At 67.0% G+C, this 11,900-nt stretch carries 17 protein-coding genes; 9 read left to right on the forward strand and 8 right to left on the reverse strand.

The window, feature by feature from the left end; translation table 11 throughout:
• Window position 1 precedes the first annotated feature (1 nt).
• Entirely contained in the window at window positions 2-595 is a 594-nt protein-coding gene (locus tag AC1RRV_RS03180; protein ID WP_492858130.1) for a carbohydrate binding domain-containing protein, read from the reverse strand.
• Between the two features lie 276 nt (window positions 596-871).
• Between AC1RRV_RS03180 and AC1RRV_RS03185 the strand changes: the two genes are divergently transcribed.
• Entirely contained in the window at window positions 872-2,074 is a 1,203-nt protein-coding gene (locus tag AC1RRV_RS03185; RefSeq protein ID WP_492858131.1) for a pyridoxal phosphate-dependent aminotransferase, read from the forward strand.
• A gap of 63 nt (window positions 2,075-2,137) precedes the next feature.
• On the opposite strand, the gene AC1RRV_RS03190 is transcribed toward AC1RRV_RS03185, so the two are convergent.
• Both AC1RRV_RS03190 and AC1RRV_RS03195 read right to left on the reverse strand, forming a co-directional pair.
• The gene (locus AC1RRV_RS03190) at window positions 2,138-2,344 is read right to left on the reverse strand and encodes a helix-turn-helix transcriptional regulator (protein WP_492858132.1); all 207 of its coding nucleotides are present in this window, start codon (window positions 2,342-2,344) and stop codon (window positions 2,138-2,140) included.
• Window positions 2,337-2,789 carry a hypothetical protein gene (locus AC1RRV_RS03195; protein ID WP_492858133.1) on the reverse strand — a complete coding sequence of 151 codons (453 nt, stop codon included), beginning with the start codon at window positions 2,787-2,789 and terminating at the stop codon, window positions 2,337-2,339. The genes AC1RRV_RS03190 and AC1RRV_RS03195 overlap by 8 nt, the downstream gene beginning before the upstream one ends.
• 146 nt (window positions 2,790-2,935) lie before the next feature.
• Here AC1RRV_RS03195 and AC1RRV_RS03200 point away from each other — a divergent pair, with 146 nt between their 5' ends.
• Both AC1RRV_RS03200 and AC1RRV_RS03205 read left to right on the forward strand, forming a co-directional pair.
• The gene (locus tag AC1RRV_RS03200; RefSeq protein WP_492858134.1) at window positions 2,936-3,517 is read left to right on the forward strand and encodes a carboxymuconolactone decarboxylase family protein; all 582 of its coding nucleotides are present in this window, start codon (window positions 2,936-2,938) and stop codon (window positions 3,515-3,517) included.
• A gap of 1 nt (window position 3,518) precedes the next feature.
• The gene (locus tag AC1RRV_RS03205) at window positions 3,519-4,322 is read left to right on the forward strand and encodes an SDR family NAD(P)-dependent oxidoreductase (protein WP_492858135.1); all 804 of its coding nucleotides are present in this window, start codon (window positions 3,519-3,521) and stop codon (window positions 4,320-4,322) included.
• Here AC1RRV_RS03205 and AC1RRV_RS03210 read toward each other — a convergent pair.
• Window positions 4,319-4,954, reverse strand: a complete 636-nt coding sequence (locus AC1RRV_RS03210; RefSeq protein WP_492858136.1) for a glutathione S-transferase family protein — start codon at window positions 4,952-4,954, stop codon at window positions 4,319-4,321. The genes AC1RRV_RS03205 and AC1RRV_RS03210 overlap by 4 nt on opposite strands.
• Window positions 4,955-5,084: 130 nt before the next feature.
• A complete protein-coding gene (locus AC1RRV_RS03215) occupies window positions 5,085-5,321 on the reverse strand; it encodes a DUF2171 domain-containing protein (RefSeq protein ID WP_492858137.1) in 237 nt (78 codons plus the stop codon).
• A 130-nt stretch (window positions 5,322-5,451) separates the two neighbouring features.
• Here AC1RRV_RS03215 and AC1RRV_RS03220 point away from each other — a divergent pair, with 130 nt between their 5' ends.
• The 4 genes from AC1RRV_RS03220 to AC1RRV_RS03235 are packed head-to-tail and all read left to right on the forward strand — an operon-like array spanning window position 5,452 to window position 7,372.
• Window positions 5,452-6,036, forward strand: coding sequence for a glutathione S-transferase family protein (locus AC1RRV_RS03220; RefSeq protein WP_492858138.1), 585 nt, complete (start codon window positions 5,452-5,454; stop codon window positions 6,034-6,036).
• Entirely contained in the window at window positions 6,033-6,944 is a 912-nt protein-coding gene (locus tag AC1RRV_RS03225) for a DUF6807 family protein (RefSeq protein WP_492858139.1), read from the forward strand. Before AC1RRV_RS03220 ends, AC1RRV_RS03225 begins: the two co-directional genes overlap by 4 nt.
• A 24-nt stretch (window positions 6,945-6,968) precedes the next feature.
• Entirely contained in the window at window positions 6,969-7,145 is a 177-nt protein-coding gene (locus AC1RRV_RS03230) for a DUF4169 family protein (RefSeq protein WP_492858140.1), read from the forward strand.
• A gap of 11 nt (window positions 7,146-7,156) precedes the next feature.
• Window positions 7,157-7,372 carry a ribbon-helix-helix domain-containing protein gene (locus AC1RRV_RS03235; protein ID WP_492858141.1) on the forward strand — a complete coding sequence of 72 codons (216 nt, stop codon included), beginning with the start codon at window positions 7,157-7,159 and terminating at the stop codon, window positions 7,370-7,372.
• 3 nt (window positions 7,373-7,375) lie between these two features.
• On the opposite strand, the gene AC1RRV_RS03240 is transcribed toward AC1RRV_RS03235, so the two are convergent.
• Window positions 7,376-8,248 carry a helix-turn-helix domain-containing protein gene (locus AC1RRV_RS03240; RefSeq protein WP_492858142.1) on the reverse strand — a complete coding sequence of 291 codons (873 nt, stop codon included), beginning with the start codon at window positions 8,246-8,248 and terminating at the stop codon, window positions 7,376-7,378.
• A gap of 162 nt (window positions 8,249-8,410) precedes the next feature.
• On the opposite strand from AC1RRV_RS03240, the gene AC1RRV_RS03245 reads away from it, so the two are divergent.
• Window positions 8,411-8,764 carry a hypothetical protein gene (locus AC1RRV_RS03245; RefSeq protein ID WP_492858143.1) on the forward strand — a complete coding sequence of 118 codons (354 nt, stop codon included), beginning with the start codon at window positions 8,411-8,413 and terminating at the stop codon, window positions 8,762-8,764.
• Window positions 8,765-8,775: 11 nt separating this feature from the next.
• Here the strand turns inward: AC1RRV_RS03245 and AC1RRV_RS03250 are convergent, their stop codons facing one another.
• Both AC1RRV_RS03250 and AC1RRV_RS03255 read right to left on the reverse strand, forming a co-directional pair.
• On the reverse strand, window positions 8,776-9,033 hold the full coding sequence (locus tag AC1RRV_RS03250) for a hypothetical protein (RefSeq protein WP_492858144.1): 258 nt from the start codon (window positions 9,031-9,033) through the stop codon (window positions 8,776-8,778).
• Window positions 9,034-9,041: 8 nt separating this feature from the next.
• The gene (locus AC1RRV_RS03255; RefSeq protein ID WP_454715234.1) at window positions 9,042-9,248 is read right to left on the reverse strand and encodes a flagellar basal body-associated FliL family protein; all 207 of its coding nucleotides are present in this window, start codon (window positions 9,246-9,248) and stop codon (window positions 9,042-9,044) included.
• 135 nt (window positions 9,249-9,383) lie between these two features.
• Between AC1RRV_RS03255 and AC1RRV_RS03260 the strand changes: the two genes are divergently transcribed.
• Window positions 9,384-11,789, forward strand: a complete 2,406-nt coding sequence (locus tag AC1RRV_RS03260; RefSeq protein WP_492858145.1) for an ATP-dependent helicase — start codon at window positions 9,384-9,386, stop codon at window positions 11,787-11,789.
• Window positions 11,790-11,900: the final 111 nt, after the last annotated feature.

Genomic DNA, 11,900 nt, shown 5'->3' on the forward strand with positions numbered 1-11,900 from the left:
GCTACTGGGTCAGCTTGTTGAGATCATAGTCCGGACCGAAGTCCAGGACGAAGACCGGACCTAGCAGCAAGGCTTGCTTGGCCGCGCCGATATGCAGTGAGACGTTGGCCGCGCCGGCCGGGATGTCGATCGTGGCCCGGCCGGGCACGGTGTACATCTTCCACTCCCCGCCGACCTTGACCGTGGAGCCCTGCATCGCCGCCTCGTAGGGCGCGGCGGCCTGCTGGACGCGAACGGCCGAGACCGTGCCCTCAGCCGGGCCGCCTTCGACCGCTTCGGCCTTCGCCCAGAAGGCCACCAGGATCACGTCGCCCTTGGTGACCTTGCCGGTCAGGCCCTGCTGGGCGCCGACGCCCCAGGGCTTGTCGCTGGCCGCCTGGACCTCGACCTTCATGGCCCCGCCGCCAGCCACGGCCTTGTCCTTGACCGGGCTGGTCCGCTGGCCAGCGCCATAGACCTGCCAATTGGCCGAGGGCTTGTTGATCGCCTTCTGCAGGATGTCGCCGTCGCCCGACTGGCGGGTGAAGCCCGGCGAGGCCGCGCCCAGCGCCAGCGCCAAGACGGCCAGGGCGATGTACAGAATCTTCGTGTTCACGGTGGTTTTCCCTCCCCCAAAGGGCCGTCTTCGCGGCCCGCGTTTCCCCCGAGGCCGACCGCTGTTGCGCGCGATCGATCCTACAAATGGTAGCGGTATCTGGCAGGCGCGCCGGACGCAAGACGGTCACGCGGGGGAAGCGGCGCCAAAATGTCTCAGGCCGCCCAGGAAACCGCCCTTGCTGCGTTGCACCGCGGCGAACGGGGGCGTAAACACCGCCGCAATCCTGAAACGGCCCGCTTGAAGGGCCAGGCAAGCACAGGGGAGTCCTGCAAGATGTCGCTAGAGTCCGCCGCCCTGCGGCGCATCGCACCGTCGGCCACCATCGCCATCAGCGCCAAGGCGCGCGCGCTGAAAGCCGCCGGTCGTGACGTAATCGCCCTTTCCGCGGGCGAGCCTGACTTCGACACGCCGGACAATATCAAGAACGCCGCCATCGACGCGATCAAGGCCGGCAAGACCAAATATACCGACCCGGACGGCATGCCCGAGCTGAAGGCGGCCATCTGCGCCAAGTTCAAGCGCGAGAACGGCCTGGACTACAAGCCGGCCCAGATCCACGTCGCTCCGGGCGGCAAGCCGGTGATCTTCAACGCCCTGGTCGCCACCCTGAACCCGGGCGACGAGGTGATCATCCCCGCGCCGTACTGGGTGTCGTACCCCGACATGACCCTGCTGGCCGGCGGCACGCCGGTGTCGGTCGAGACCACCGCCGAGAGCGGTTTCAAGATCACGCCGGAAGCCCTGGAAGCGGCGATCACGCCCAAGTCCAAGTGGCTGATTATCAACAGCCCGTCCAACCCCTCGGGCGGCGCCTATACGCGCGCCGAGCTGCAGGCCATCGCCGACGTCCTGCTGCGCCACCCGCAGGTCTGGGTTCTGACCGACGACATGTACGAGCACCTGGTGTTCGACGACTTCGAGTTCACCACCATCGCCCAGGTCGAGCCCAAGCTCTACGACCGCACCCTGACGATGAACGGCGTCTCGAAGGGCTATTCGATGACCGGCTGGCGGATCGGCTACGCCGGCGGTCCGGAAGCGCTGATCAAGGCCATGGGCAAGATGATCAGCCAGACGACCTCCAACCCCTGCTCGATCTCGCAGTGGGCGGCCTTGGAGGCGTTGAACGGCCCGCAGGACTTCATCAAGCCGAACGCCAAGCTGTTCCAGGAGCGCCGCGATCTGGTGGTCTCGATGCTGAACCAGGCCACCGGCCTGAACTGCCCGACCCCGGACGGCGCTTTCTACGTCTACCCCTCGTGCGCCGGCCTGATCGGCAAGACCGCGCCGTCGGGCAAGGTCATCGCCACCGACGAGGACTTCGCCGGCGAACTGCTGGAAGCCGAGGGCGTGGCGGTCGTGCACGGCGCGGCGTTCGGCCTCTCGCCGTTCTTCCGCATCAGCTACGCCACCAGCAACGACGTGCTGGAGGACGCCTGCGAACGCATCCAGCGCTTCTGCGCCAGCGTGAAGTAAGACGCTTCAAGCGACTGATATGACGAAGGGGATCGGCTCGGCCGGTCCCCTTTTTCTTGGCTTCTAGTCCGGCAACTGGAAGAGGTCCTCGACGCTGGTCTCCAGCACCTTGGCCAGGGTCAGGGCCAGGATCGTCGAGGGCACGAAGACGCCGTTCTCGACCGTGTTGATCGTCTTGCGCGAGACGCTGGCCCGCTCGGCCAAGTCAGCCTGGGTCAGTCCCTTGCCCGTGCGGATCTCGCGCAGTCGGTTGTTCAGCCGCTCATGCATCCCGGTAAGCGCGCCGCTCCAGATAGGAAAACACCAGCAGCGGGACCGTCACCCCGAAGGTGATCACCGCGTGCAGGACCTCGCGGGTCGTCACTTCCTGGAACAGGTTCAAGATGTAAAGGCCGAAGGCGGTGGCGATCATCGTCCAGAAGCCCCAGACGAAAGCCAGTCGCCGGTGCGCCCGGGTGGACTCATCGTCCAGCAGGTCGCGGATGTCCCGGCCCCGGATCAGGTTGCCACCGGTCGCCAGCAGGATCAGCAGGACGATCGCGTTCACCGCCCAGGCGCCGATCTTGATGTGGCTGGTCCGTGAGGCCTCCACCAGCGCGCCGTTGGACAGATAGACGAACTGCAGGGCCAGGAACGTCACGGCCAGGACCGCGAAGATCCTCGCCCGCTTCTTGGACAGTCGTTCGGCCCTCTCGACCCGATTGAGCTCACTCATCGCAAATCCCCCAGTGATGTAACGCTAAGGTTACATGTAACGCTTGGGTTACACGGCGACAAGCCTCAGATCGGAATCGACTCGAACATTCGTTTGACGCCCTGCGCCGCCTCGGTCGAAATGCCGAGAACAAAGGGAGACGCGCCGTGAGATTGTCCGAGGCCAGGATCCGTCCGCTCGATCCCAGCGAATGGACGCCCGACCAGGCCGAGGTCCTCGGCCCCCTCGGCGGCGGCGGGGTGATCCCGGCGGGGCCGGTGCTGAACATCTTCCGGACCATGGCCCACGCGCCCAAGGCGCTGAAGGCGTTCCTGGCCTGGGGCAACTATGTCCTCTCCAAGAAGAACGACCTGCCGCCGCGCGAGCGCGAGATCGTCATTCTCCGCACGGGTTTCCTGTGCCGCAGCGGCTACGAGTGGACCCAGCACGCCGAGATCGGCCGCCGCTGCGGCCTGACCGACGATGAGATCGAGCGGTTGAAGACCGGTCCAGCCGCCGGCTGGGGCCCCGCCGACACCGCCCTGATCCAGGCGACCGACGAGCTGCACTACGACCACTTTGTCTCGAACGTGACGTGGAGCGCCCTGCTCGCCCATTTCAGCGAGAAACAGGCCATGGATGTGGTCTTCACCGCCGGCCAGTACACCCAGGTCTCGATGCTGCTGAACACCTTCGGCGTGCAGCTCGATGAAGGCCAGACGCTCGATCCCGACCTGAAGGCCTTCTGAGATGCCGGGTCGCCTTGAAGGCAAGCGCGCCGTGGTGGTCGGGGCCGGCCAGACCCCGGGCGAGACGATCGGCAACGGCCGCGCCATCGCCCTGCTGTTCGCCCGCGAGGGGGCCAGCGTCCTTTGCGTCGACCGTCATATCGATCGCGCCGAGGAGACCGCCGCGCTGATCGCCGCCGAGGGAGGAGCCGCTCACGCCCTGGCCGCCGATATCCGCGAGACCGACGCCGGCGAAGCCATCGTGGCGGCGGCCCGGGCCCATCTCGGCGGCCTCGACATCCTGGTCAACAATGTCGGCATCGGCGGCGGCGGCGACGGGCCCGCCCATCGCCTGACCGAGGAGGCCTTCGACCGGATCCTCGATGTCAATCTGAAGGGCCTCTGGCGGGTGACCCATGCCGCCCTTCCCGTCCTACGTGACCAGGGCTCGGGCGCGATCGTCAACATCTCGTCCCTGGCCGGGATCGCCGGCGGGATCCAGCTGGCCTATGAGGTCTCCAAGGCGGGCGTGAACCGGCTGACCGCCAGCGTCGCCCAGGCTAACGCCGGCAAGGGGGTGCGCTGCAACGCCGTCGCGCCGGGCCTGATGGATACGCCGATGGCTGTCGCCGGTATCGCCGAAGCCACCGGCCAGGACATCGAGACCGTCCGCGCCGCTCGCAGCGCCCGCGTGCCGCTGGGCGGAACGATGGGCACGGCCTGGGACACAGCCTACGCCGCCCTCTATCTGGCCAGCGACGAAGCCCGCTTCGTCACCGGCGTCGTGCTTCCGGTCGACGGCGGGATGTCCACGCGTATTGGTTAGCCGTCGATCCAGTCCGTCAGGCCTTCACGCACGTGGACTTCACGCAGCGCCGGACGCTGGCGAATGCGGTCGAGATAACGCTTCAGGTTCGGAAATTCCGTCGCGGGCTTGGGCATGTTGCGCGTCCAGCGGCAGAGGATCGTGGCCAGCAGGTCAACGGTGCTGAAACGGTCGCCGACCAGGTAGTCGCGCTCCGCCAGCCGGGCGTCCATGCGCGCCAGGCCGGCTTCGATCCGCCCGCGCGCGGCGGTCTTCACCGCTTCCTGCGCTTGCCCGCCCGCTAGCTCATGCGGATAGAACCAGGCCCGGAAATTGGGCTGGAAGCTGTTGGCCAGCCAGAGAGTCCAGCTCAGATATTCGGCCCGCTCGACCGAGCCTAGCGGCGGCGCGAAACCGGCTTCCGGGTGACGCTCGGCCAGCAGGGTGGCGATGCCCGCCATCTGGGTGATCGGCGCGCCGTCGATGATCAGGGTCGGCACCACCCCGTCGGGGTTGAGCGCCAGATAGTCCGCCGTCTTGTGTTCACCCTTGTCGAAGTCGAGCAAGGTGACCTCGAACGGAACCTTCAGCTCCAGCAGCATCCAGTGGATGGCCGTCCCGGCCGTGCTGGGTGAACCATAGAGCGTGTACATCGAAGCCCTCCGCGCTGATGGCGCGGATAGGTCTCTGCTTCTCTCGGCCGGTCAAGTTAAGGACCGGCAAGGTGACGTGAAAAGGCCTCCGCCCTCGCGGACGGAGGCCTCGAAATCATCGGCGCCTGGCTCAGTGCTTCTCGCGCCACTGGGTCTTGGCGTCGTCCTTGGTCAGGCTGAGGTGGACCGCGTCGTCGTCGACATACTCCACCCACGACAGCGGGATCATGTGGTGCTTGAAGCCGCCGCCCAGATCCAGCTTGGCCAGCTCGATCTCGCCGCCGGCGATATGGTCGACCCGGCCGACGTGCCCGCCGTCGGAACCGACCACTTCCTGGTGTTCCTTGATTTGCGAGAGGTCGATCATCTGTCGTCTCCTGAAATTGCCGGGACCGTCGCGATCCCTCCGCCCTCAAACGGTCACGTCAGCGGCCAAGTTTCACTTGCGCTCGCGCGATGATTGTTCTTGATATGTTCGCGAAAACCGTGAGGCCGTCATGCTGACCCTGTTCCACGCGCCCCGCTCGCGCTCGACCCGTTTCCTCTGGCTGCTGGAGGAGCTGGGCGCGACCTACGAGATCCGCAAGGTCGACATCTATCGCAGCGTCAGCGACAGCGGCGCGCGGGATCCGGCTAATCCCCATCCCCATGGCCAAGTGCCGGCCCTGCTGGACGACGGCGTGCTGATCACCGAGTCGGCGGCCATCGCCCTCTATCTGACCGACAGGTTCCCCGACGCCGGCCTGGGTCCGGCGATCGGCGATCCTCGGCGCGGTCCTTACCTCTCCTGGCTGGCCTATTATGCCGGCGTGCTCGAGCCCTGCGTGACCAACCTCTGGAAGCAGCGCCAGGACGACCAGGACAAGGCCCAGTACCAGGCGATGGACGAACGGCTGAAGTCCACGTTGGAAAGCTCGCCCTGGCTTCTGGGCGACACCTTCTCGGCCGCCGACATCATGTTCGTCAGCCTGCTGCAGTTCGCCCGCCAGATGCTGCCGCCGCATGCGGTCTATGACGACTGGCTGGCCCGCGCCAATGCCCGTCCCGCCCTGGCGCGGGCCCTCGCCAAGGATGACGCATGAGCCTCCGCGCCCTTCTCGCCTCAGCGCTTGTCCTGGTCTTCGCCGCGCCCGCCCTCGCCGACCCGGCCATCGGCAAGCGCGTGGACGCCGTGTTCGCCGACGACGCGGTGACCCTGACCGAGGCCGGCAAGACCGTGCTCGTCTATCGCACCAAGCCGCTGGATCCGGCCGTCGAGCCCGGGCGCTCGAACTATGTCAGCCTGCTCTACGCCCCGGACGGCACGGCCCTGACCGAGGACAAGCCTGGGGACCATCCGCACCAGCGCGGCGTGTGGTGGGCCTGGATGAAGGTCCAGACCGGCGGCAAGGCCGTCGCCGACGGCTGGTACATGAAGGGCCTCACCTACTTCGTCCGTGAGAAGCGCTTCCTCGGCGACGCCGAAGGCGGCGGGACCCTGAAGGTCGAGGTCGACTGGATGGTCAATTCCGGGCCCGAGCTCGTCTATCTCGCCCGCGAGACCACCAAGGTCACCGTGCGGCCGCTGAAAGCCGGCGCACGCCGGGTTGAGTTCGACACCACCATCACCTCGCGCGTCGACAGCCTGGGCCTGGGCGGCAGCGAGGACGACCGCGGCTTCGGGGGCTTCTCGATCCGGCTCGTCGATCCAGAGCACCTGACCTTCTCGTCCGGCGGCAAGACCATCACCCCCAACGGTGGGGCGATCGACGCAGGCGCTTCGATGGGTTTCGCCTGGAGCGGCGGAACCGCCTCGCCTGCCTGGACCGTGGGCCTGGCCTGCAAGGCCAATGGCCAGGCGGTGAAGCGCTGGATGCTGTATAATGACCGCTCGATGCAGAACTGCGTCTTCCCCGGCCGCGCCCCGCTGGTGCTGAAGAAGGACCAGGCGTTGCATCTGCAGGAAACCTTGGTCATTCGTCCGATGACCGCCGCCAAGAAGAAGCCCTGAGTTCCAGGAAGCCCGAGTCCCGCCATGGCTGACATCGTCAATCTCAACCAGGCCCGCAAGGCCAAGGCCAAGGCCGACGACAAGGCCCGCGCGGCCGAGAACCGCGCCAAGTTCGGCCGCACCAAGGGCGAGAAGTCCCTGGAAACGGCGCGTGTGGAGAAGCTCAAGCGCGACCTCGACGGCGCCAAGCGCGAAGACTGAGCGTCAGGGACATGGCTGGCTTGAAGAAACGGTCGGTGAACCTGGCCGGTCACGCGACCTCCCTGGCCCTCGAGCCGGAGTTCTGGACCGTGCTGGAGCGCGCGGCCACGACCGAGGCGCTCAGCCTGGCCGGCCTCATCCAGAAGATCGACACCGAGCGCGGCGAACGCCCCCTCGCCTCGGCCTGCCGGGTGTTCGCCCTGGCGCGCGCCGGGGAAACGGGCTGACCCTCAGAGGCCGCCGTCGAGGCTGAAGCCCCTGGCCATCGACTGGCCAAAGTACATCCTGAGCAACCCGCCAAGGCCCATGCCCGCGGGGTCGGCCTCGCGAACCAGATGCGCCCTGACCGTCTCAGGCACCGAGCCCTCCGGCGCCAACGGGGTTCCCTGCGTCGCGACGCAGGTCTCATAGATCCTCAGGTCCTCGCCGGGATCCCCTGTCGGGTCGGCCACCCGATGGAGGACGCAGGTCGAGGCCACCGGCGAGCCGCCGGCGTCGCGCAGACAGGCCAGGGTGATCCCATCCAGGACCTCCGCCTTCTGCCGCGCCACACCATTGAAGATGCTGAACAGCATCGTCCCATGCGCCCGTTCCGCCGCCACGCTGAACAGCTGATGCTGCAGCAACAAAGCCCCGCCTTCGAAACACACGCCCTCGACGCCGGTACGAAACGACAGCAGGCCGTTGTCCGCGCGCTGGATCAGACAGTGGTCGTGCAGGAAGCGGCCCGGCAGATCGCTGGAGGGCCGCGTCGATCGCCAGACCCCCTCATAGGCCCCGCCCCGCGCGGCCGTGCCCTGCAAGGCCTCCTTCAGAATGGCGGGTGGTATCCAATCGGCCAGGATCTCGGCCGACGATAATGAGGAGGCCTCCACGCCCAAGGCGGCGGCCAAGCCGTCGAGATCCCTGTCCCAATCCAGCAACGTGAAGCCTGGCCGGCGGACGGCGATCAGTTCGGTCAGTCGGGTCAGGTTGTGCGCCGAAGGCACGACCTTTCCGGAAATCCACCGTCCGACCAGGGACTTGTCGACCACCAGCTCAGCCGCCATCCGCCCCCGGCTCATCGAGAGGGCCTTCAGGGCCAGTTCCAGCTTAGGGGCCAAGCCGTCCATAAGCTGGACAGTGGTCTACCCCCGCCTAGCGTGCAACCCGGATGCATTTCGCGGACCGCCGACGCCCGGCGCTGCAACTGAGCGCGCGTCCTTGGTCCCTGCAGAACAGGCTAGGGACACGCGCCAAGGCGCGACATCGGAGGAAACAACAGCATGAAGCGTTCAGTCCTAGTCACCGCCATCGCCGCCTGCGCGATGCTCGGCGCCGTCCAGGTCCAGGCCAAGCCCGCGTTCATGAAGTACGACGGCGTGAAGGGTGAAAGCCAAAAGGCCAAGGGCCAGAAGGCGGGCCGCGTGAACGTCGCCGCCGGCGACGTCACTGGCGACGGGCGGTTCAAGCGCGCCGGCAAGAAGCACGACGACCACAAGGAATGGATCCCGGTCGAAAGCGCCCAGGCCAGCCGGAGCGGCGGGGCCGGCGCCGGCAAGGCGTCCAACCACGACATCAAGGCCCAGACCGATCAGGCCGGTCTGCTGGTCCCCGCCGTCCAGAAGGTGCGCAACTGAACCTGGTCAGGTCAGTTCGGCGCCTCCGATGTCACGCCAGGCCGGCGTGACGTCGGAACCGGCGCGGGCTGCGGATTGGGCCCCTTGCGTAGCGCCAGCGCCGCCTTCGGCAAGCCCTGGCGCCATTCCACCTGGTCGCCGGCCATGACGCCCAGCCGCCAGGCGCCCCAGATCGCCATCACCAACCCGACGATGACCAGGACGGCCGTCCAGGCCGCCCCGGAGCCACGGTGGTGATCTTGATGATGATCATGAGCGAGGGTCTTCATGGTCAACCTCAGCCGGGCGCCTTGGGCGCTTCAGGCAGCTTCGGAGCATCCGGCAGCTTGGGCGCGGACGCCGAGATGTTCACGTCGACCTTCTTCTTCTGCGTGAAGCCGCCGGACATCATGAAGAAGGCGAGCACCGCGACGATGACGACGAGCCCGCCCACGATGAACGCCAGGCCACTGTTGCCCCCGCCACTGCTGGTTCCTTCGGCCATGAGAGTCTCCCCGCCTTTCGGCTCTGTTCGTGATGGCGGATCAACGGTGTCTCGGCGCGGAAGTTCCGGGATGGCGACATAAGCGCGTCGCCCATGGGGACTTAAGCGGCGCGCGCTTTGTGCTACATATGTTCCATGTATCCCGACGATGATTCATCGGATTTCCCCGGTGACCTCCCCGCTCCCCGTATCTCCGACCTCGCCCGGGCTCGCCCCCCGGCGGGCGCGTCGCCCGGCTATCTGGAGGGTCTGAACCCCGAGCAGCGCGAGGCGGTCGAGACGACCGAAGGCCCCCTGCTGGTCCTGGCCGGCGCCGGCACCGGCAAGACCCGGGTGCTGACCACCCGCTTGGCTCACATCCTGGCGACCGGCAAGGCCCGTCCGTGGGAGATGCTGGCCGTCACCTTCACCAACAAGGCCGCGCGCGAGATGCGCGAGCGGATCACCCACATCATCGGCCCGGAGGCCGAGGGCCTGCGCTGGCTGGGCACCTTCCACTCGGTGGCCGCCCAGATCCTGCGTCGCCACGCCGAGTTGGTCGGCCTCAAGTCGAACTATACGATCATCGACACCGACGATAACGAGCGGCTGCTCAAGCAGCTGATCGAGGCCGAGAACATCGACGCCAAGCGTTGGACCCCACGCATTCTCTCCGGGATCATCGACGGCTGGAAGAACCGCGGCTGGACGCCCGACCGTGTGCCGACCAGCGAGGCCGGCGAGTTCGCCAACGGCAAGGGCATCAGCCTCTATCGCCAGTACCAGGAGCGACTGCGCATCCTGAACGCCTGCGATTTCGGGGACTTGCTGCTGCACAATATCAGCCTGTTCACCGGCCATCCCGACGTGCTGGAGGATTTCCAGCGTCGCTTCAAATACGTGATGGTCGACGAGTACCAGGACACCAACGTCGCCCAGTACCTGTGGCTGCGCCTGCTGGCCCAGGGTCGCCAGAACGTCTGCTGCGTCGGCGACGACGACCAGTCGATCTATGGCTGGCGCGGGGCCGAGGTCGACAACATCCTGCGGTTCGAACGCGACTTCGCCGGCGCCAAGGTGGTGCGGCTGGAGCGCAACTACCGCTCGACCGAACACATTCTCGCGGCCGCATCGGGCCTGATCACCAGCAACAAGGGCCGCCTGGGCAAGACCCTGTGGACCGAGGCCAAGGGCGGCGAGAAGGTCAAGGTCAGCGGCGTCTGGGACGGCGAGGCCGAGAGCCGGATGATCGCCGACGCGATCGAGCGGGCCAAGCGCGACGGCCGCAAGTACAACCAGATGGCCATTCTGGTCCGGGCCAGCTTCCAGATGCGCGCCTTCGAAGAACGCTTCGTGCTGCTGCAGATCCCCTACAAGGTGGTGGGCGGGCCGCGCTTCTTCGAACGGGCCGAAATCCGCGACGCCCACGCCTATCTGCGTTTGATCCAGTCGCCCGACGATGATCTGGCTTTCGAGCGCATCGTCAACACGCCCAAGCGCGGCATCGGCGACACCAGCGTCCAGAAGCTGCTGCAGATCGCCCGGCTGGGCGGAATCTCGACCACGGAGGCCGCCCGCCAGATCATCACCAGCGACGAGCTTCCGGCCCGCACCCGCACGGCCCTGTCGAACTTCATCCGCGACCTGGACCGTTGGCGCTCGCTGATCGGCAATGTCCACCACCAGCGCCTGCTGGAGACGGTGCTGGAGGAGAGCGGCTACACGGACGCCCTGCGCCTGGACAAGGGCCCGACCAGCCAAACGCGCCTGGAGAACCTGAAGGAACTGGTCCAGTCCATGGCCGCCTTCGACACGCTTGAGGCCTATCTGGAGCACGTGTCGCTGGTCATGGACCTGGACCGCGAAGCCACCGGCGACGCCGTCTGGATCATGACCCTGCACTCGGCCAAGGGCCTGGAGTTCCCGCTGGTCTTCCTGCCAGGCTGGGAAGAAGGCGTGTTCCCCAGCCAGCGCAGCATGGACGACAAGGGCGAGAAGGGGCTCGAGGAAGAGCGCCGCCTGGCCTATGTCGGCATCACCCGCGCCCGCGAGCAGGCCTTGATCAGCTTCGTGGCCAACCGCCAGGTCTATGGCCGTTGGACCAGCCAACTGCCGTCGCGGTTTGTCGACGAACTGCCGATCGCCCACGTCGATGCCGCGTCAGAGACGGGCTATTACGGCGGCGGCCCCGGCATGCAGTCGACGGCCGCCTCGCGCTGGGACGATCCGGGGACCAGCGCCTTCCAGGCCGGAAGCTATGACAGCCCGGGCTGGAAGCGCGCCCAGGAGCGCACGGCCGGCTTCGGCGAGCGCGCGACCCCATGGCGCGGGAACACGGGTGTCCGCAGCGGTTCCTCCGCCCGCTCGGCGCCGATCGAGGGTGAAGGCCGGCTGGTGGCCATGTCCGCGCCGTCGAACAGCGCCTATTCGCGCGGCGACCGCGTGTTCCACGTCAAGTTCGGCTACGGCAAGGTCACGGGCATCGAGGGCAACAAGCTGACCGTCGCCTTCGACAAGGCCGGTGAGAAGAAGGTCATCGACAGCTTCGTCGAAAAGGCCTGATCGGGGCCTTCCGACACGGTCCGTGTCGTCGACCGACGGCCGTTCAAACACGGGCCGGGTGAGTCTCCATGCCCGCCCGCATGAGTAAGAAACACCTTACCGAACGTACAT

This window comes from Caulobacter sp. GW821-FHT11E10 (genome assembly GCF_058808375.1).